This window comes from Photorhabdus temperata (genome assembly GCF_025384845.1).
In the GTDB taxonomy this organism is placed as follows: Bacteria; Pseudomonadota; Gammaproteobacteria; order Enterobacterales; family Enterobacteriaceae; genus Photorhabdus; species Photorhabdus temperata.
Genome location: NZ_JAJAFX010000038.1, coordinates 1 through 18,701 on the forward strand (window position 1 = coordinate 1; position 18,701 = coordinate 18,701).

General features: G+C 44.8%; 13 protein-coding genes, 1 tRNA gene and 2 pseudogenes. 8 read left to right on the plus strand and 8 right to left on the minus strand.

What is annotated here, in order from left to right:
• Window positions 1-522: RNA-guided endonuclease InsQ/TnpB family protein (locus LGZ99_RS15135; protein WP_262979287.1), on the plus strand; the 522-nt coding region annotated here is incomplete at its 5' end.
• A 43-nt stretch (window positions 523-565) separates the two neighbouring features.
• Here the strand turns inward: LGZ99_RS15135 and uspB are convergent.
• Entirely contained in the window at window positions 566-898 is a 333-nt protein-coding gene (gene uspB / locus LGZ99_RS15140) for a universal stress protein UspB (RefSeq protein ID WP_036841471.1), read from the minus strand.
• 338 nt (window positions 899-1,236) lie between these two features.
• Here uspB and LGZ99_RS15145 point away from each other — a divergent pair, with 338 nt between their 5' ends.
• On the plus strand, window positions 1,237-1,716 hold the full coding sequence (locus tag LGZ99_RS15145) for an Hcp family type VI secretion system effector (RefSeq protein WP_036841469.1): 480 nt from the start codon (window positions 1,237-1,239) through the stop codon (window positions 1,714-1,716).
• Between the two features lie 344 nt (window positions 1,717-2,060).
• On the opposite strand, the gene LGZ99_RS15150 is transcribed toward LGZ99_RS15145, so the two are convergent.
• Complete coding sequence (locus tag LGZ99_RS15150) at window positions 2,061-2,906, minus strand: DUF4225 domain-containing protein (protein WP_036841464.1); 846 nt, start codon at window positions 2,904-2,906, stop codon at window positions 2,061-2,063.
• Window positions 2,907-3,686: 780 nt separating this feature from the next.
• Between LGZ99_RS15150 and uspA the strand changes: the two genes are divergently transcribed.
• Together uspA and gdhA are read left to right on the plus strand one after the other, a co-directional pair.
• Window positions 3,687-4,118, plus strand: coding sequence for a universal stress protein UspA (gene uspA / locus LGZ99_RS15155; protein ID WP_023044153.1), 432 nt, complete (start codon window positions 3,687-3,689; stop codon window positions 4,116-4,118).
• Window positions 4,119-4,377: 259 nt separating this feature from the next.
• A complete protein-coding gene (gene gdhA / locus LGZ99_RS15160) occupies window positions 4,378-5,721 on the plus strand; it encodes an NADP-specific glutamate dehydrogenase (protein WP_023044154.1) in 1,344 nt (447 codons plus the stop codon).
• Window positions 5,722-5,756: 35 nt separating this feature from the next.
• On the opposite strand, the gene rsmJ is transcribed toward gdhA, so the two are convergent.
• Together rsmJ and prlC are read right to left on the minus strand one after the other, a co-directional pair.
• On the minus strand, window positions 5,757-6,500 hold the full coding sequence (gene rsmJ, locus LGZ99_RS15165; protein WP_023044155.1) for a 16S rRNA (guanine(1516)-N(2))-methyltransferase RsmJ: 744 nt from the start codon (window positions 6,498-6,500) through the stop codon (window positions 5,757-5,759).
• A 5-nt stretch (window positions 6,501-6,505) separates the two neighbouring features.
• Complete coding sequence (gene prlC, locus LGZ99_RS15170; RefSeq protein ID WP_036841463.1) at window positions 6,506-8,548, minus strand: oligopeptidase A; 2,043 nt, start codon at window positions 8,546-8,548, stop codon at window positions 6,506-6,508.
• Window positions 8,549-8,780: 232 nt separating this feature from the next.
• Here prlC and LGZ99_RS15175 point away from each other — a divergent pair.
• Window positions 8,781-8,875 (plus strand) — tRNA-Sec (locus LGZ99_RS15175).
• Between the two features lie 274 nt (window positions 8,876-9,149).
• Window positions 9,150-10,248 (plus strand): annotated as a pseudogene (locus LGZ99_RS15180) (tyrosine-type recombinase/integrase).
• 134 nt (window positions 10,249-10,382) lie between these two features.
• On the opposite strand, the gene LGZ99_RS15185 reads toward LGZ99_RS15180, so the two are convergent.
• From LGZ99_RS15185 to LGZ99_RS15195, 3 genes are all read right to left on the minus strand, one after another.
• Window positions 10,383-12,335 (minus strand): UvrD-helicase domain-containing protein, encoded by a 1,953-nt coding sequence (locus LGZ99_RS15185; RefSeq protein WP_036841460.1) that lies wholly within the window; start codon window positions 12,333-12,335, stop codon window positions 10,383-10,385.
• On the minus strand, window positions 12,328-14,613 hold the full coding sequence (locus LGZ99_RS15190) for an ATP-dependent nuclease (protein WP_036841459.1): 2,286 nt from the start codon (window positions 14,611-14,613) through the stop codon (window positions 12,328-12,330). Before LGZ99_RS15190 ends, LGZ99_RS15185 begins: the two co-directional genes overlap by 8 nt.
• A gap of 303 nt (window positions 14,614-14,916) precedes the next feature.
• Window positions 14,917-16,008, minus strand: coding sequence for an RNA-guided endonuclease InsQ/TnpB family protein (locus LGZ99_RS15195; RefSeq protein ID WP_262979288.1), 1,092 nt, complete (start codon window positions 16,006-16,008; stop codon window positions 14,917-14,919).
• Between the two features lie 47 nt (window positions 16,009-16,055).
• Between LGZ99_RS15195 and tnpA the strand changes: the two genes are divergently transcribed.
• On the plus strand, window positions 16,056-16,463 hold the full coding sequence (tnpA, locus tag LGZ99_RS15200) for an IS200/IS605 family transposase (protein WP_036839653.1): 408 nt from the start codon (window positions 16,056-16,058) through the stop codon (window positions 16,461-16,463).
• Window positions 16,464-16,532: 69 nt separating this feature from the next.
• Window positions 16,533-17,069 (plus strand): annotated as a pseudogene (ycaC, locus tag LGZ99_RS15205) (isochorismate family cysteine hydrolase YcaC); the annotation flags it as partial.
• Window positions 17,070-17,310: 241 nt separating this feature from the next.
• On the opposite strand, the gene LGZ99_RS15210 reads toward ycaC, so the two are convergent.
• Window positions 17,311-18,576 (minus strand): cytochrome P450, encoded by a 1,266-nt coding sequence (locus tag LGZ99_RS15210; protein ID WP_051769532.1) that lies wholly within the window; start codon window positions 18,574-18,576, stop codon window positions 17,311-17,313.
• Between the last annotated feature and the right edge of the window lie 125 nt (window positions 18,577-18,701).

Below are 18,701 nucleotides of genomic sequence, written 5' to 3' on the forward strand. Positions count from 1 at the left end.
CAGAAATCGCTGTCCCGCAAACAAAAGGGCAGTGCTAACCGCGGGAAGGCCCGATTACGTCTGGCGGCAGTCCATGAGCGGGTAGCCAATGCCCGCGCCGATTTTCAACACAAACTCTCTCGGACAAGGGTTGACGAAAACCAGGCGCTCATTGTTGAGACACTAAAATCGGCCAACATGATGAAGGATCACCGCATTGCCCGCGCTATCGGGGATGCGGGCTGGCATGGTTTCATCAAGAAACTGGAATACAAAGCCGCAGCAGCGGGCGTCCATCTGGTCAAACTGGATCAGGGGTTCGCCAGTTCGAAAACCTGTCATTGCTGCGGTCACAAAATGCCGGAAATGCCGCTGCATAAGCGGCTCTGGCAATGCCCTTTCTGTCGAGTCGAACATGATCGCGATATCAATGCGGCGCTCAACATCCAGCGCAAGGGCACGAGAGAATTACAGGCGGCGGGACTCGTCGTTTCTGCCCACGGAGGCCAGTGTAAATCCGTCATAAAGACGGTTGCGGCCTGAGAAGTGGGAAGCCTCGCCGTTTTTTACGGCGGGGAAGCAGTCACTACCAAATTAACATCGAAATCAGACAAACAACAACTAATCCACTCAGCGCGCTCGTCAGAATAAATTGCCTCCTCAGCCGTTCACAGCGAAGCACCACTTCTGGATCATGATGATCAAGGTAACGTTGCGAATTGATATAGTGCACGAGCCTTATCTGCTTATTGAGCTGTCCATGAGCAGTAAAAAAACCGTTACCGTCTACTGATTGATAAAGCAAGGGATCGGACTGGCGAAGAATAGACAACAATGCCCGCAGTGAAGAGAAGTAGCGCATCATATTCATAATGCAGACAAGACACAGCGCCCAAAACAGTGCAATTGAACTGAACATAATCCCCCTCCTTAGAATGGTTAGCCAAGGCTGTCACAAAAGGAAAAAAATCAAAATTGTAGGCGGTGACGCCTTATATTTATTGTAGGAAAGATAGTCAGATAGTACAAAAAAACCCTTTCGTGTGGCTTAAATTTGGACAAAGCCATAAAATGGCGGTCAAGTTGTGGTGATTGTTGCCGATACCAGATGGTAATAGTCAGAAGCGTTAATCCCTTAATGTGATGATATTTTGATAATAAGTACGGCTTATATAATGAAATTAATCGTGAATTCCATTATCTGAGTTGTTGTGACCACTGAATAGTTCATTGATAAAACACTAAATAGGAATGTAAATGGCAAACTTAATTTATTTAACTTTAAAAGGTCGTAAGCAAGGACTTATTTCGGCGGGTTGTTCATCCATCGATTCAATAGGAAACAAGGGCCAGGTGAATCATACAGATCAAATATTGGTATACAGCCTTTCTCATTCGATAAGCAGAGAACAGAATGTCAGCCATCACCCTATCGTAATAAAAAAACCTATTGATAAATCATCTCCACTTTTAGGGTTAGCCATTTCAGATAACGAAGTACTTGATGCTATTTTTGAGTGTTATAGAACAAATCAATCAGGTGCTCAAGAGTTGTATTACACCATAAAAGTGGTTGATGCCACTATCTCCGATTTAACAGCTACTCATCCACATAATATAACGCATACAGGTTCTGAGCCACAGGAAACTCTCTCTTTACGATACAAGAGTATCACGTGGACCCATCATATTGCAGGAACCAGTGCTTATAGTATTTGGGATGATAGGAACTATTAATATATTTAACGACCTAGCATAACTAAATATTCTTAGTTATGCTTAGATAATTATCTTATTTATAATTCATGTATTGTGTTTACGACGAGCAATGATATATGGGATACAACATGAATATGCAAGAACAAATGAAGCATAATGTAGAAAATCATCATTTGTTGTGTCTATATTTAGCAAAGGGATAAAATCAAAATGAAAAACATAAAGATGAAAAGCAGATAGAGATAATGGTAATATTATAGCATAAAGATGATAATAGATATTATCTGATATTAAAAGCTTTTTTATGAAAACATATGTAGGTCTTAGTATTATCAAAGATAATAATATATAAAGAAATCCCATTAATTACTCCTCATATATCCATATACAGTACTTATATCGCTAACAATCTCAATAATGATTTCTTCTATACTCATCATTTTTATTCCGCGATTCTTTAATCCGTATAGGAGATCTGTGTTTATATATCGATATAGTCTCTGATGATCGGGTAAAAGTTGGTAAGTTAACATCCCAGTAAGAGATATACCTATATCAACAGATGCGTAGAGGGCATCAGCATCACGCTCATTCATATTGAATGTTTCTTTTGCAACCTGACGATACACAAATCTTACTGGGCCGGCATAATCTTCCCGGTAAAGTATATAATAGCCGTTTTCTATAATATTATTATATCCATGAGCTAATAATAATCCTCCATAGCCAGAACGTGAAAGTCTCGTAACAGTTAACCCGCCAACTATTTGAAGCCCCCCTGAAATGAAACCAACACCTGCAATAATTAATTTATCAAATTCACGTCTTTTGCTATTTCTAGGGCTATCTATAATCTCTTTTTGTACAACAATCGCTTGCTTTACATTTTTTTGCGAAATCATTCTATCTTGTTCTTTTAAGGATTTTATTTCCTCTTCTAATAAGCCTATTGCCTCAAGTATTGAAAGTTCCCCTGTGTTTATTTTTGCTGTAATATCTTGAGAGTAGGCGATAACTTCATTGATGAAATGATCTTTAGCTAGGCTCCATTTTATAAATTTATTAGCAACACCATTCATAACTATAATCAGTTCATTTTGTTTATCCATTTGAATCTTCATAAGCTGCCTTTCTTTCTGAGTGGCATCATCAAAGTATCCTCTGGCCCACGGATTTCTTCCGTAGAATTCATCTAAAACATCCATCATAATCCTCTTCTTTAAAATATTGTCATGTATCGCTATCTACATTAATAAAAATAAACAAATTGAACAAGTCTATTTCCAGATTATAGTGATCTGCAATCCAAATCTGACAAGCCGGAATTATCTGAAAATGAACCTACATTTCATTACAGTGAATTAGGATTAACGATAACCAATAAATATTCTATTAATTCTTCGCTTGTCATTGTTACTGGGATTGAAATGTATTTTTAGCAGTATAAAGTCTGATGCAGACGTCTGTACGTTCCGTCCGCCTCCCGGAAGGGCCATTGGGTAATCTAGTACTACAGCCGTAGATATCAGAAAGTTGCATTTTCCTTGATGCTCACAACTCTGAGAAACCGCATGAATTAAGCTTTTCTATGAGTGTCTTTTCTGTTGAAAAAAGTAAGTACGGCTGTAGTACTAGAATGAATGAACACAGATTAATTGGAGATGTCTTGTTTCTGTTTGCGGGCCGTATCAGTAATACCTACCTCAGATTATTGGGGTTCTACGTAAAAAACTCGATTTGAGCATTGAAAGACATGGATTGGACAAGAAAGACCATAAACCCAGAGCCTGATTTTGTTCTCTATCAAGTGGAAGGAATAGCTATTGTGGTATATGTTGTTTGGTGAATGTTCTTTGCTGGATAGCCAATGATGAGTTGTGATCGAAACAGCATTTTAAGGACATTCTAAGTAGTTATAGTAATAAACACAGGATAGTGGCAATTTGCCCTGCCAACTCATTAATCGGCATTATGGAAGGAGTTCGCTTATGGCTTATAAACATATTCTTGTTGCGGTTGATTTATCCCCGGAAAGTCAGGTATTGGTACAAAAAGCCATTTCCATGGCAAAGCCGTACAATGCCAAAGTTTCCCTGATCCATGTTGATGTTAACTATTCCGATCTCTACACCGGTTTGATTGATGTTAATCTCGGTGATATGCAGCAACGCATTACTGACGAGACTCGTAATGCGTTGAAAGATCTCTCTGCAAATACAGATTATGATATTCAGGAAACCCTGAGCGGTAGCGGTGATCTGGCTCAGGTATTGGTTGATGCGATTAAGAAATATGACATAGATCTGGTTGTTTGTGGTCATCATCAGGATTTTTGGAGCAAACTGATGTCCTCTGCGCGTCAGCTGATTAACACTGTTCATGTTGATATGCTGATCGTTCCTCTGCGTGACGATGAATAGCCATAAACTGAAAATTTATTCGATAAAATCGCCTGCTTATGCAGGCGTTTTTTTTGATTAAATGAGGTGTTGTTTGGTTTATGTCCGATGCAATCAAGAAGCTTTTTTTACCTTTCTGTAAAAAAACTTCTTGAAAGATGAATATAGAACAGTGATATATTCAAAGGGCAAACACAACTTACCTCACATTTTCGACAAAAATAATAATTAGGAAATTGCTGAGGAGACATTACAACCAAGGTAGAAATAAGGAATAACTATGAGCTGTTTATTATCTTTGTCTTCATTTCTTGGATCGATTCAACTCAGGGATGAATATCAACCAGAATATCTTCAAGCTGTCCGGGAAGTATTCACCTCTCTTTGGCCGTTCCTTGAACAAAACCCGAAATACCGTGAACAAAGCTTGCTGGAGCGTATGGTAGAGCCGGAAAGGGTTATCCAGTTTCGAGTTTGCTGGGTAGATGATCAAGGTAAGGTTCAGGTAAACCGTGCATGGCGGGTACAGTTCAATTCAGCCATTGGTCCATATAAAGGTGGTATGCGTTTTCATCCATCGGTGAATCTCTCTATTCTGAAATTCCTTGGCTTTGAACAAACCTTGAAAAATGCGCTGACGACTTTACCGATGGGTGGAGGTAAAGGGGGTTCAGATTTTGATCCCAAAGGAAAAAGCCAGGGTGAAGTGATGCGTTTTTGTCAGGCGTTAATGACAGAATTGTACCGCCATCTGGGGCCAGATACCGATGTTCCAGCGGGGGATATTGGTGTGGGTGGCCGTGAAGTGGCTTTTATGTCAGGGATGATGAAAAAGCTCTCTAATAACACCGCTTGTGTATTTACCGGCAAAGGTCTCTCTTTCGGCGGCAGTTTGATTCGCCCGGAGGCAACCGGTTATGGTCTGGTTTATTTCACCAATGCCATGCTGAAACGTCATGGTATGGGCTTTGATGGTATGCGGGTATCGGTTTCCGGCGCCGGTAACGTTGCACAATATACTATTGAGAAATGCATGGCGCTGGGGGCGAAAGTGGTTACTGCTTCTGATTCCGGTGGCACAGTGGTTGATGAAGAAGGTTTCACGCTGGAGAAACTGGCTCACCTTGAAGAGATTAAAAACCAGCACTATGGTCGAGTGGAAGAATATGCCAAAGAGCGGGGGCTGACTTTCCTGAAAGGGTTACAACCTTGGTCTGTGCCGGTTGATATCGCTTTGCCATGCGCTACTCAGAACGAGTTGGATTTGGATGCGGCTAAGGTCCTTATCAAGAATGGTGTTAAAGCCGTAGCTGAAGGCGCGAATATGCCAGCAACCATTTCAGCGACTGAAGCCTTTATTGAAGCAGGCGTGCTATTCGCACCAGGTAAAGCAGCCAATGCGGGCGGCGTAGCAACATCTGGTTTGGAAATGGCGCAAAACGCAGCACGTTTAGGCTGGAAGGTTGAGAAAGTGGATGCACGTTTGCATCACATCATGCTGGATATTCATCACGCCTGTGTTGAGTATGGTGGCGAGAGCCAACAGACCAATTATGTTCAGGGGGCGAATATTGCCGGATTTGTAAAAGTTGCTGACGCTATGCTCTCTCAGGGTATCCTGTAAATTAACGTGATCAGCCGCAATATGCGGCTGATGTTTTAACAAGGATAGATATCAAAACGGTGGTTTTTTGTGGTGATAGCCGCTGATGCAGCTATTCCAGCTAAGGGTTCTGCATAATCAGGTCGCTTTACCACAACACGGCGTTTTGCCAGAGCTCGTGCAGGGGATAGCAAATTATCAGCATCTTCATCAGCACCAACCAGAGACTGAAACACCCGCATCTCTTTCTTCACCAGTGCACTTTTCTGCTTATGTGGATACATGGGATCAAGATAAACCACATCAGGCTGCGGAGTAATATCGGTCAGAGCCGTGATGCTGGAGGCATGGAGCAATGTCATGCGTTCTCTTAGCCAGCCGCCGATTTCTTCATCCTGATAACCACGTTGAAGCCCATCATCCAGCAATGCTGCGACTACAGGATGGCGTTCCAGCATTCTTACATGACAACCCAGTGATGCCAGTACAAAGGCGTCACGTCCCAGACCTGCGGTAGCATCCACGATGGTTGGCAGATAATCTTTTTTGATTCCTACGGCTTTCGCAACTGCTTCACCTCGTCCGCCACCAAAGCGGCGGCGATGTGCCATTGTGCCCGATACAAAATCCACATAGATGCCGCCCAGTTTGGGCTCATCCCTTTTACGGAGTTCGAGATGTTGAAGTGTAAGAACCAATGCCATAACAGCGTTTTCGTCATGTACCAGCTGCCAGCGCTCTGCCAGTTGAGATAAGGCGCTGCTATCAGCGCCTTGTTCACAGATTAAACAGATACCCACCCTGATTATCCCTTGATACCAGAACTACGCAGCATTGCATCCAGTTTGGGTTCACGGCCACGGAAACGTTTGAACAGTTCCATTGGATCTTCGGAACCACCACGGGACAGAAGGTTATCAAGGAAAGATTGGCCGGTTTCGCGGTTGAAAATTCCTTCTTCTTCGAAGCGTGAGAAGGCATCAGCTGCCAGCACTTCAGCCCACAGATAGCTGTAGTAACCTGCGGCATAACCACCGGAGAAGATATGGCTGAATGAGTGAGGGAAACGGCCCCATTTAGGTGAAGGTACTACGGAGACTAATTTTTTCACTTTCTTCAGGGTTTGCATGATTTGAGCACCTTTTGCTGGATCATACTCAACATGCAGGCGGAAATCGAACTGACCAAACTCAAGCTGACGCAGCATAGCCATTGCAGCTTGATAGTTTTTCGCTGCTAAAAGATTATTCAGCATAGATTGCGGCAGAGGCTCTTTAGTTTCATAGTGACCAGAAATAAATGCCAGTGCTTCTGGTTTCCAGCACCAATTTTCCATGAACTGGCTTGGCATCTCAACCGCATCCCATGGCACGCCATTAGTACCGGAAACAGCAGCAGTTTCAATCTGGGTCAGCATCAGGTGCAGACAGTGACCGAACTCGTGGAACAGCGTGTTTACTTCACTGTGGGTGAACAGGGCTGGTTTACCACCAACAGGTTTGTTGAAGTTGCAGTTCAGATAAGCGACTGGCTTTTGCAGTTCGCCGTTGGAATGTCGCATCTTGCTGATACATTCATCCATCCAGGCGCCGCCCCGTTTATGTTCGCGCGCATAGAGATCCATATAGAAACTGCCGTGCAGCTCATTTTTGTCATCATATAGATCGAAGAAACGGACATCTGGGTGCCAGGTTTCTACATCATGGCGTTCTTTGGCTGTAATGCCATAGATACAGCGAACAACTTCAAATAGCCCTTCAACAGCTCGTTGTTCAGGGAAGTAAGGACGTAACTGTTCGTCATTAATAGAAAACTCATACTGTTTTTGTTTTTCGGCATAATAAGTCATATCCCAAGCTTCCAGCTCGTAGGCGCAATGATGCCATTTCGCAAAACATTTTAACTCATCTACTTCTTCCTCACCTTGTGTATGAGCGCGTTTTGTCAAATCATTCAGAAAATCTAAAACTTCCTTAGGCGTTTTTGCCATTTTGGTTGCAAGAGATTGTTCAGCATAATTTTTAAAGCCAAGTAATTGGGCTTGCTCATGACGTAATGCAAGGAGTTCAGCCATTACTTCGCTGTTATCCCATTTACCGGTATTTGGGCCTTGATCAGAAGCACGAGTTTGATAAGCGTGATAAATTTCCCGACGCAATTCACGGTCTTCTGCATAAGTAATAACCGGCTGATAACTTGGCGCTTCCAAAGTCAGCAGCCAGCCTTTTTTTCCTCTCGCTTCTGCCTGAGCTTTAGCTGCGGCAATTGCACTTTCAGGCAGACCAGACAGATCTTCCACATCAGTAATTAACTTGGTCCAGCCCATAGTGGCATCAAGCACGTTATTGCTGAATTGAGAACTTAAATCTGACAAACGCGCACTGATCTCGCCATAACGTTTCTGTTTCTCCTCAGGCAGACCGATACCTGACAGTTTAAAATCGCGCAGTGAATTTTCGACAGCTTTGCGTTGAGGTTGAGAGAGTTTCTCAAACTCAGCACTCTCACGTAATGACTTATACGCTTGATACAGGCCTTTGTGTTGACCTAACCAGGTACTGAATTCAGACAGCAATGGTAAACTTTCTTCGTAGACTGCACGCAGCTCTGGGCTGTTTTTGACCGAATTCAGATGATTGACTGGTGACCATGCACGTGACTGTTTATCATTTGCTTCGGCCAGTGGCTGACACAGATTATCCCAGGTAAAAACGGTATTCTCGGCCAGGATTTTTTCGACAGTTTGGCGGTAATTTGCAATGACTTCTTTTACAGCAGGAACAACATGTTCTGGTTTAATAGAAGAAAATTTTGGTAAACCTGATGGAACGAGTAACGGATTAGTCATATAGGGTCCTGTTTGTGTTTGGGATACATGGCTGAACGAGCAGTGTATCGTAATGGGTATCGGCTAATAAGATGTAGGTAAAATTTGGCAAACTCAACGCGAATATCGAGTTTTTTAACAACAAAATTTAATGCTTTTTAGGAAATTGATGAATTGTTTCCACGGATCGATTCAGAAGCCTTACAGCACGCGCTATAATCAGCATATTTTCATAATTCTTTCGTATTGATATGGAAGATCATCGTCCCCGGTGGGGCGGCTGGACTTCAAATCCAGATGAGGCCGCCAGCGGTCTCTGGCAGGTTCGACTCCTGTGATCTTCCGCCAAGTTAAGCCCTCCGAAACTCCACAAATCCCTTATACTCTCTGATATTGCAACAGGTTATGCTCGCTCTATGTTAACGAATGCCGCCTAGTACTACAGCCGTACTTACTTTTTTCAACAGAAAAGACACTCATAGAAAAGCTTAATTCATGCAGTTTCTCAGAGTTGTGAGCATCAAGGAAAATGCAACTTTCTGGTATCTACGGCTGTAGTACTAGAGTCAATTCTAATCTGGGGGCATAAAAGGTGCCCCCAATAAAGCTAAAAGCCTGACAAATTGATACCGCCAAGCCTAAAGACAAGCTTTATAAGCTCTCTGATGGTGGCAGGCTATATCTTGAAGTGATGACCAGTGGCTCCTTTTACTGGCGAATGAAGTACCGTTATGCCGGTAAAGAAAAGTGTTTAGCATTTGGTGCTTACCCAGAGATTTCACTTGCTGAAGCGCGGGACAAACGCGAAGCTATTGTTCGTGAATGGCATCAACAAAAAGCCGAACGCTGGTCTCCATGTTATCGCGACGAGATTATCGATACCTTCGAGAAAGATATCTTCCCCTATATTGGCAAGCGCCCTATTGCCGAAATCAAACCAATGGAGCTACTGGAAGCGCTGCGCAAAATGGAGAAACGCGGCGCATTGGAGAAGATGCGAAAGGTTCGCCAACGTTGCGGTGAAGGTGTTCCGTTATGCGATTGTCACCGGCAGAGCTGACTACAATCCCGCCCCCGATCTTGCCACAGTCCTGGCAACACCAAAGAAAGTTCACTTCCCTTTCCTTACGGCCAATGAACTGCCCTATTTTCTCAACGACTTGGCTGGTTATACTGGCAGTATCATCACCAAAACTGCCACGCAGATCATTATGTTAACCGGTGTGCGCACGCAGGAACTGCGCTTCGCTTGCTGGGAAGGTATCGATTTTGAGAAGAAATTGTGGGAGATCCCGCCTGAAGTGATGAAGATGAAGCGACCTCACATTGTGCCGCTATCAGAGCAGGTCATTGCATTGTTTAAGCAGCTTGAACCGATCTCAAAACATCACCCTCTGGTGTTTATCGGTAGGAACGATCCACACAAGCCTATTAGCAAGGAGAGCGTTAATCAGGTTATTGAGTTGCTGGGGTATAAAGGTAGGCCGACGGGGCACGGTTTCCGCCACACGATGAGCACAATCCTGCATGAACAGGGCTTTAACTCAGCGTGGATTGAAACGCAGCTTGCACATGTGGATAAGAACGCGATTAGCGGCACGTATAACCATGCACAGTATCTGGAAGGGAGGCGGGAAATGATGCAGTGGTATGCGGATTATATCGGTGAACTGGGGAATGGTGGGATTGTGGTAGAAGGGACATTTGGGATAACAGCGTGAAATGAACAAATTGGCAATCTAGACACCTGGATGGCTTTATTCAGAGGCTCAATAGCATTGATGGTGCATGGACCTACTCCGGATACACGAAGAAGGTCTCAAAATTATGCTAGTTACCACAATAAATTAGATAGTTACGCTGTCTGAAAAACAAGCTGAGTGTGAATGGCTCCATCTTCGAAAAGGTTAAGCTGGCGTATGTGCGCCTCTGCCAGCTCAGGGTCTGCTGTGAATAGGACGACAGCTAAGTCCTTTAACGCTCTAGTACAACTGACGTAGAAGAGACGGCGTGTTCGATCTACAGTAGTTTCCTCACCCGCATCTAAATGTTTTTGATCAGCATCTGAGAGGGGTTTGAGACCCAGATATTTTTCGTAGGAAAACTGGAAGTGAGTACTTTCGGCATCGTCAAGGACGACGAGAACCCTCTTAAACTCGGCCCCTTTAATACCTTGCTGTGTCCAGAAGGGTGAACGTTCCGAAATGTAAGTTTGGTACGCCAAGAGTTGACTGGCGGGGCACGCCAGAAAAGCGTCCATTGAAGCCATTTCCTTGTCGGACTCATCATCTTCTTGATCATCGTTATTTCCGAGTCTTTCCTCTGGTTCGGATGGGGTTGGTACACTTGCTCCTGGGTCTAAGTATGAGACCAGTCGAGGATCAAGCAGCAAAAGCTCAGCCGCATGCACCCGCTTAAGAAGCTCTCCGATTGTTATGCCAGAATCCCCCGCTATACCTGCTGCAATATAAGCAACAAGTTCTCTAATTTCTTTAAGGCGTTCAGCTACGCTTACCTTAATGAGATAATCCTTATCAAGGAGGGGGGAATATTTCCTGATAAGTTGCATCACTTCGAGATGTTGGCCTTCAGTGTGGGCGATCGCTATTGGGATTAAAAACTTTACACACGGCGAGATGGGCCATGCAGAACCATCTAAAAAGCCATCCTTGAACGCTGACGGGGTTTTGGAATTGAGTGCAGTATATAGATCACCGAATCCTAAGCGTTTTGCAGCCATTTGGTGAACAATAACTAGAAGTTTCACTCGTTCCTGGTCATCACCACCACGTTGCCAATGATCATCACCAGTTTGCATCGCCATCCATTCTCGTACTCGAATCAGATTGATATCTCGCGTATCGTCAGCCGGTAAGATGAAAAGATGGGCTGAGCCTTCAGGGGTTGGAATAATTCCATCAGGGCCCAGGCGTTGACCAGGCACTTGGACGAGATCATCACCATCACGACGAATGGCATTTGCAAGATCTAGAACCTTGCTTGAACACCGGAAATTTTCAGGCTTAGGAATGTCAACCCAAGTAGGTTTAGCTTCAACTAATCCGGTTCCCGTTGCGTAAATCCGCTGCATCGGATCTCCGAAGAAACCGAGACAAAGTGAGACACCAGGTTCACTCTCGACGGTTTTTAAAGCTTCCACGACTTCAGCAGTCGTATCTTGGCTTTCATCCACGAAGACGAAGGGGAACTGGCGCGCCAAGAGGGTTCGAAAGAGAGGGCGTTCGGCAATGAGATGGGGCACGAGTTTCAGAATGTCGTCATGACCCAGAATCCCCTTTATGTAATCACTCCCAATGCCGTATCGGAAACTTTTGACGGTGGAGATCCGTTCTGACTGACGGTGGAGACGCTCCAATTCTCGCGCATCCTTATCCTTCGTGCGTTGCTGAACTCTAGGACCGTAGGTTGATCGTTTCTCTTCAAGCGCCTCAATTTTCTCCAGAATGCGTACTGATACCCAAGCGCGAATGTCGTTCTGGAACGGTTTAGCTAGCAACCACATAAAGCTATGGATTGTCGAAACGTGAATCAGTGGGTCATTGCTGACGTCTCTCCAGATCTCAGCAGCTGCGATCTCTGTGTAGGTAATGCAGGCAACGCGCTGACGGGCTTTCCTTAGCTTATTTCCGTGCATTTGGATGACCGACGATAAGCCCTTAATGAGAGATGTCGTTTTGCCAGAACCGGCACCAGCTTTCATTATGAAGCTGCGTGGAGGAACATCACCAAGGCAGATTCGTAAATCGATATCAGCTTGGGTATCCGGTTTATTCGCCCTACTACTCATGTTCACCTCCTACAGCTACATCATCGATGATACCGGGCAGAGCAGTATCAAGCTCGATTCGCACTTCGTCCTTCAACCAGACAAGCCCTTCACGGATGTAAGCCGGAACATCCCACTCATCCTCTTTTTCAGTAAGTACAGCAAGTGCGAACTTTGTTTTATCGAAACTTTTCCGTGATACTCTCTCATGAAGACCTTTGGCAAGAGCATTAGGGTTTTCAATGTTCCCCTTTATAATCAGGCCGAGATGTTTCCTTGCCGTAGCTTGTGACCATTCCGGATTTTCGAGGCCAAAGTCTTCTTCAAGCGTTCGCCCACATAGGCTATCAGTGGTTCCGTTCCAAGTAACATCCCGCTCAGTCTGATAGGCCACACGAACCTTCGCACCGTCTTCCAGCTCATGAGTTTTCTCCGCTTCAGAGGCTGCATGTAGGTCTTCGATGGTGAGCTTGCTAGGAAGCCATTTTATTAGGGTTTGATTCGAGGTCGCAGCCCCTAGTTTACAGGGCAAACAGGCCTTGCCGTATTTCTTCTTAAGCTCTGGTTCCACGACAGGGCTCTGTGTCTCTTCCAGAACTTGATCTTCCTCTATGTCCCCTGAAATTTCGAACTCCTCGAGTTCTTCATCATCAGTGATGTCATTCGCCGCAGGAACTACAAGGGCAACGCTATCAATATCGGTAATAATCAACGTTGTTAGACCGAGAAATTCGATAAGTGATTGAAAACGGTGACCAAAGGCTCCTCCGACTTCCAGAATACAAAGGCAGGCTGAACGGAGAGTTTTTGCCACCTTACGAATCATTATTGGCAGGAGTAATCTCTCAACATTGCCTTCAACAAGGATGGCAGCATCTGAGAAAAAAAGATCGCAGTGAGTGAGTTTTAAATATCGTTCCAGAAAATCACGATCGTCTGGCTGAGCGTGATAAAAAGCCGATAAATTTAGAACTTCGGTCTGCTGCTCTTTGCCAACCTTCTTGCGCCGAAAGTAACGAATAGGCTTGAAACCTCGTTCGTATAGAATGTGAGGCGAGTGGGTCGTGATGACCATCTGACTGTCAAAAATACTTCCGTTGTCGCCCTCTATGCTTAGGAGCTCAAGAACATTGCGGATAAAGACCTGTTGGAGTTGAGCATGTAAATGGGCTTCGGGTTCCTCCACAAAAATCAGGTGTAATGGGGGGCGATTCTCCATCGTCGACCACCTGGTTTGGGCATCAAGGATTTCCACAACCATGTAGATCAAATTTTTGAATCCGAGACCGTTATAACTATCAGGAAGAGTGGCTATGTCATCTCCATCCCCGATCTGGTAGTGAACCCGAGCATTCTGACTCATGACATGAGCGGGGTCTAACGCAGACATAATCTTCAGTTGAGGATTATTGATACCGGGGTAGCCAAGCTTGGCGAGCCGATCAAGCATTGGTTTAAATACCCCATCCAAGTGAACATTTAGTGCTTGTTCTGAGTCAAACAGCGCTTTGAGGGCTAAATGATCGTCTTGTCTCTGATTGAGGTTGCGCTTATAGAAGCGACTCAAACGCTTTGATAAGTCTTCTGATCTGCCACCTGCTTCCGGGTTAGGATCAGCGAGATGTCGCTGAGCACTTAAGTTATCGATCTGAATAAGCGATTTTAGAATCGTTCCACCGCCCGGCTCTCCACCTAGTTCATCAGGAACGTAGTCACCGATTTCACGGTAGTTATCATCAAACCGAGTGTGATCCAGGATGAAGTAACGCAGTTCATATTCACTCTTCAGCTCACGTTGGAGATAGTCCGTCATGGAGCGGGGCCAGGGAACATATTGTGACCCGGGGGGTAATTGAGCAGACGGCTCAGTACCCTTAGCCTTAGCTTCTTGATAGTTCTGAATGAGGTTGATGGGATTTCGAGCGGTCAGAGATATTCGTATACCAACCTTGGTTCCTTTCCACGTAGTACTCGGTAGCAAGGCAATCACCAGATAAAGGTCGGGTGCTGCAACTTCAAACCAGAGATCAAGGTCTATACTCGGCAGTGTGAAGCCTTCAGGAATCGGGTCAGTCAGGTTGATATCGCCAGCTTCATCGAAGGTTTTCCAGCACGAAGAGCTGAAATCGTAGAGACTGAAACGCTCTTTTCCTCCCGTGATGAATGAGTAGATGGCCTGGGTTGCTGACGTTTTTCCACTATTATTCGATCCTACGAATATTGAAATGTCATCAGCGAGTTCAATATGAGCGTCTTTAAGACGTCTAAAATTCCTGAGGCGATACGAGTGAAGATACAAGGAAGAACCTCCGCTACATTTTTTATAATTTATAGCAAGTTACAGAAGAAGTTGATAGGTGAAAGTGCCATGTCAGCGTAGATGGAAGTGACACTTTGACTTAGTACTACAGTCGTACTTAATTTTTTCAACAGAAAAGACACTTATAGAAAAGCTTAATTCATGCGGTTTCTCAGAGTTGTGAGCATCAAGGAAAATGCAACTTTCTGGTATCTACGGTTGTAGTACTAGTATTACCTTTTTATACCATAGTAGTGGTAAATCCAGCCGAATGATCTACGTTTAATTGACATCCTCCCCTTCCTAAAGGAAGGGGATTCCTGCAACCAGACGGCGATGCCCCGCCGCAAGAATGTTCATTGCCGCATTTCTGTCGCGGTTGTGTGTTGCTCCGCACTCAACACATGTCCATTCTCTTATTCGCAAACCCGCTCTACCTTTCGGACTGCTGTCGGAGATAGCTCCGCAACACGAACAGGTCTGGGTGGAGTAGTTTTCGTTGACAACATCAAACATCACTGACCGCGCAATCGCTTTATATTTCAGTTGTGTTTTGAGCATCGCCCAGCCCGCGTCTAACACGCTCTTTGCCATTCTGGTTTTGGCTAACTGGCTGCTGCTCACGTTGCCTACGAATATCGCCGCATGCGTGTTCACCAGTGCTGTTGTGTATTTATGGATTGCATCTTTGCGGCGGTTTTTTATTTTGGCGTGGATAGCTTTTACCCGGGATTTTTTGTTTGCCCGTTGCGCTTTGCCTAATGGGGCGCTCAGCTCGCGGTAGAACCGGCCTGCTGCCAGTGGCTCCCCTTCTGTTGGCATGGCGGTTTCTTTCAGACCTAAATCGATACCAACAGCCCCGGTTCCTTTTGTTGCTTCACATTCAACCTGAACGCAGATATTGAAATACCAGCGACCACGGGCATCTTCGGAGAAATTGCCCGCCCGGAATTTGTAACCGGACAGCCCGTAGCTGTCCCACACGTTGAAGAAGTGTCCGGCAAATTTTATCTGCCCGTTATGCCAGGTGGCCGCACGGGATTTAAACGGGATCCAACCTAATGAGCGCTTAGCACCCCCACTGACTCGCCAGCGAAGTTTTGCCCGCTTAAATTGTTTTCTGGCCTTTCCGTGCTCTGCGATGACCTCCTGCACGGTGGCGCTGCCGATAATCCAGCCTTTCTCTTTCTGAATACCGGCTGTCTGCTTCTGGACATCGAACGCAGAAAGCCATTGAGGTTTTTGCGCACCAAACTCACCCGCATGACTGTACGCCTTGCGGGTTATCTCGTTGGCAAGGTTAAACACCTGATTCACCTCATACGCCATCTGGCGCAGGAGCTTCACATGTTTGTCCTTAACCCGGACAGAGAGTGTTTTGGTCTGCATTATCATAATGTGTTATTATATACAAAAATTAATCATAAAATCAAAGTTAGTCTATGAATGAAATGCGAACAGGTCGGCACTGTGTATTCATGATGCACGCTCATCTTATTTTCCTCACAAAATATCGGGGTCAGGTATTCAGCAATGAGCACCTCACAAAGCTGGAAGCGCTCATGCGAGGCATATGCAGGCAGTTTGAAGTCGAACTGAAAGAGTTCAACGGGGCAGCAGATCACATTCACATGCTGATTGATTTCCCGCCCAAAGTAGCCATCAGCAAGCTGGTTAACAGTCTGAAAGGGGTTAGCAGCCGAAAAATGAAAATGTTTTTCCCTGAATTACACAAACCCGTATGGAAAAGCGATGCGCTCTGGTCGCCATCATACTTTGCAGGTAGTGTGGGCGGTGCTTCTCTTGAAGCTGTTAAGCAATATATTGAGCAGCAGAGCCGCCCTCATTGAGCGCCCTTGCAGGCGCTTCGCTCTGCCTCCCCTACCTGAAAGGAAGGGGCTTCCCGCGAAAAACATGGTGATATTGAGCCTGACAAGTTTAAGAATAACATTCTGGCATTAAGCGCTCTTGCTAAGTATTTCCACCTTCCTACAATTCTCACTACTAGCTTTGAAACCGGACCTAATGGCCCACTGCTCCCTGAGTTAAGGGAGCAGTTCCCTGATGCGCCTTACATTGCCAGACCTGGTCACATTAATGCTTGGGACAACGATAACTTTGTTAAGGCTGTAAAAGCAACGGGTAAAAAGCAGCTTCTCATTGCAGGTGTTGTCACCGAAGTGTGCGTGGCATTTCCGGCATTGTCAGCTATTGAAGAAGGGTTTGATGTGTTTGTCGTAACCGATGCATCAGGTACATTTAATGAAATAACACGAAACGCAGCATGGGAGCGCATGTCACAAGCGGGGGCTCAGTTGATGACTTGGTTTGCAGTTGCGTGCGAGCTGCATCGTGACTGGCGAAATGATATTGAAGGCCTGGGGAATCTTTTCTCCAATCATATCCCAGATTACCGTAACCTGATGACCAGTTTTAATCTTCTGGCAAAGGGGTAACAGCTATGTCATGCAACAATCATATTGATGGGTAATGTTCTATCCGGTTACAGCGATAATCTTGCTTTGCAGAGTCTCCGAGGATATTACTGATTCTAATAACTGACAGAATATAGCTAAAGGACCTCTGTACAGTGGTCCTTTTTTGTTGTTTTAAAGGGGAAGAGTGTGAATATGTAATATCCTTATAATTACACTTTCACCTTATTAAAGGCGGATTCGCATAATAAGTGCAATGTAATTACTCTGTGAGTAAATCGGTTTGTATTCCTTTAAATAATTCAGCAGTCGTTAGCGGCAACACATCCAGTGCTCGCAACATCCGGTTATTTTGTTGCCACTGCCCTGGTGCTGCCATAACAAATGGCGGCAAAATACGTAGCATAGCTTCACATGTACTTTCCGCTTGAAATTGAGCCAGTAATTGCCCAATACACTGGTGTATACCAACACCAAATCCCAAATGTCGCTGACCATTTTTTCTTCCCATAATAAAACGTCCTGTGTCATTGAATTGTTGCTCATCACGATTTGCTGCCCCGATACACAGTAATACGCTATCCCCTTCTTCCAGTGTTCTACCGTGGAACGATATAGGCTTAAGAACAGTACGGCGCACCATTTGTAGAGGTGACTCATAGCGCATGGTTTCCTGAACGGCGAGTCGTATCAATGCCGGATCCTCACGGAGACGTTGTTGAAGGGTTGCGTCCATTGCTACCTCCTGAATCAGGTTGCCAATAAGCGCCTCGCCCGTTTCACTTCCGCCTATTACGAGCGTAAGGCAATCTGTACTGAAGAAGCGCCTCAATGCATCGTGGTCTTGGTGATACCCTAGTGAGAGGGCTGCAAAAAACGTTGATTCTCGGCCAGCAAAATGCATGTTCAACAACTGGTTGAAGAGATCATCTAATGTTTTCATTGCTTTCATCGTCGATTGCAGGCTGGCAAATGTAATCGCACTGGGGTCCAACAATAGTCGGATGCTTTGCTTTTCTTGAGCGATAATCTCCTGCTGTTCACTTGTCAGATTAAGCCAACGAGCAAAAATGCGGGGCCAAATCAGCTTGGCTAACTGCGCGATACCATCAAATTGGTTGTTCCCCTTTAGCGCTTGAACAACCAGTATTATTTCCTCTTGAATCAGTTGCTTTAGCGATTGGTAGCATGTGCCGCTGAACAGTGACTGTAATGCCTTCCTATGCGCATGGTGGACATTCCCCTCCTGGAACAGTAAAGACCTCTGTAATAAGTCTTGCAGTGGTTGGTTTAGCATTATTTGTTGACGCTGAAGCTCAGTCAGAAAATGCTGTAGAATATCAGTGTTACCTAAACGAGGTTCTTTCATCGCATAGCTGATATCCTGATAACGAGTGAGCACCCAAGTATGTCCAAGCCGCAAGATAGGCTGATGCTGTTGCATATGCCGATAGATTTGATACAAATCCTGAGAAAATGTTGGAGAAGCAGGGTTAAACCGTATTTTGTTTGCAGCTGCACAGTTCATAAAAGTGCCTTTCTTTTCTGAATTGACCGGTTATATCTATCATTATTTACGTTTAAGTAAAGCAAGGTTTCATGAAAGTGGAAGCAGTTTTGCAATTTTTGGTATCTGCTGTGAGCCGCAGAGCA